Origin of the sequence: Mesobacillus sp., assembly GCF_049588175.1 — a bacterium.
Classification (GTDB): domain Bacteria; phylum Bacillota; class Bacilli; order Bacillales; family Cytobacillaceae; genus Mesobacillus.
The window spans coordinates 1-1,588 of the sequence record NZ_JBAVFI010000239.1; the positions used below are offsets into that span (position 1 = coordinate 1).

The window sequence follows — 1,588 nt, forward strand, 5'->3', positions numbered from 1 at the left end:
ATATAATGTACCATATTTTGAAAAAGGAAAGCCAAGGGACAAACGAAATAAATCATTAAAAATAATCGGCTTTAATTAAAGTGGATTTTGCTGTATCGTTATACGATAGATTAAAAGTACTTATAACGGCAAAATGGAATTCCATTTAAGAGCTAATTGAATTTTTCATATAAATAACAAAATGATCGGAGCAGCGATGAGAATCAATAAATATATCAGCGAAACAGGGTTTTGCTCTCGCAGGGCAACCAATCGCCTGATTGAAGAAAAAAGAATAACCGTAAATGGGGCGGTGTGCGAGCCGGGGGCAATGATCAGTCCTGGAGATGTTGTCCTAATTGATGGCCAAGTCATTCCTGAAAAAGCAGAAGCAGTCTACATCGCCCTTCATAAACCGGTGGGCATTACGTGTACTGCCGCGAGGACTGTGGACGGAAATATAATCGATTTTATGAATTACCCTGGCAGGATCTTTCCGATTGGCCGTTTAGATAAGGATTCGCAGGGACTGATTTTGATGACGAATGACGGAGAAATCGTCAATAAAATGATGCGTTCCGAGTTTGGGCATGAGAAAGAGTATGTGGTAACGGTCGATCACAAGATTACGGACGATTTTATTAAGCGAATGTCCGGAGGGATTGAGATTCTTGGCACGACGACAAAGCACTGCAAGGTTTCGAGAATCAGTGATAATGAGTTTCGGATTATTCTCACACAGGGACTCAATCGCCAGATCCGCCGGATGGCAAAGGAATGCGGCTACAGGGTAACAAGGCTCGAACGTATCCGGATCATGAACGTAACAATGGATGGTCTGGAAATGGGGAAATGGCGGGAGCTTACTAAAATAGAATTAGCGAATATGCTTGATCAGTTAGCTGACACCGTTCAATTATGAATGGTGTTTTTTACATTTCTGCCAAAAGATTGCAAATTAGGTGTAACATTTAAAGTGGATGAGCGTTTTAGTAATGAGATTTAAATATAAGACAATATCGATGTGGATATGGAAGGCCTGTTGATTAGTGTGGAAGGCGCGTGAATCTTGCTGGAGCAAGAGGTCGGGAAGACCCCATAGGCGGATAAAGCCCCGAGGAGGCTCCCTGGGCCGCCCGCGGAAAGCAAAGCGCTTGGTATGGAAATTAACAGTCGGATTTTAATAGAGGCAAATTTAAAGGGGCAGTAAGGATGGACTTTAGCAGAAAGAATGAACTAGACAAATTATATAGAAGGTACACAAAGCCCCTTTATTATTTTTTATTGAAGCTTTCGGGGTCACATCAGCTTGCGGAAGATTTGACGCAGGAAACGTTTGTGCGTGCGACGGTGTCTTTGTCGTTTTACAACCAGGAGGATGTAAGGGCCTGGCTGTTCAAGGTGGCGCGCAACGCTTATCTCGATGAGTGGCGGCGGCGCCAGCGCAGAAAATGGGTGCCATTTGCCGACTATTTATTTTCCGGCGACGAAATGGTGAGTCCATATGGTCTGCCAGAGGAGGCAGCGGTCGAGGCGGAAACCTCACAAGATTTGCAACAGCTATTGACTTATTTGCCCGAGCAGTATCGCGCGATTTTGTATTTGCGTG

At 44.1% G+C, this 1,588-nt stretch carries 2 protein-coding genes; both read left to right on the plus strand.

From position 1 onward, the window contains the following. Nucleotides 1–196 precede the first annotated feature (196 nt). Complete coding sequence (locus WB217_RS05930; protein WP_423991572.1) at nt 197–901, plus strand: pseudouridine synthase; 705 nt, start codon at nt 197–199, stop codon at nt 899–901. Between the two features lie 290 nt (nt 902–1,191). Beyond that, nucleotides 1,192–1,588: sigma-70 family RNA polymerase sigma factor (locus WB217_RS05935; protein WP_423991574.1), on the plus strand; the 397-nt coding region annotated here is incomplete at its 3' end.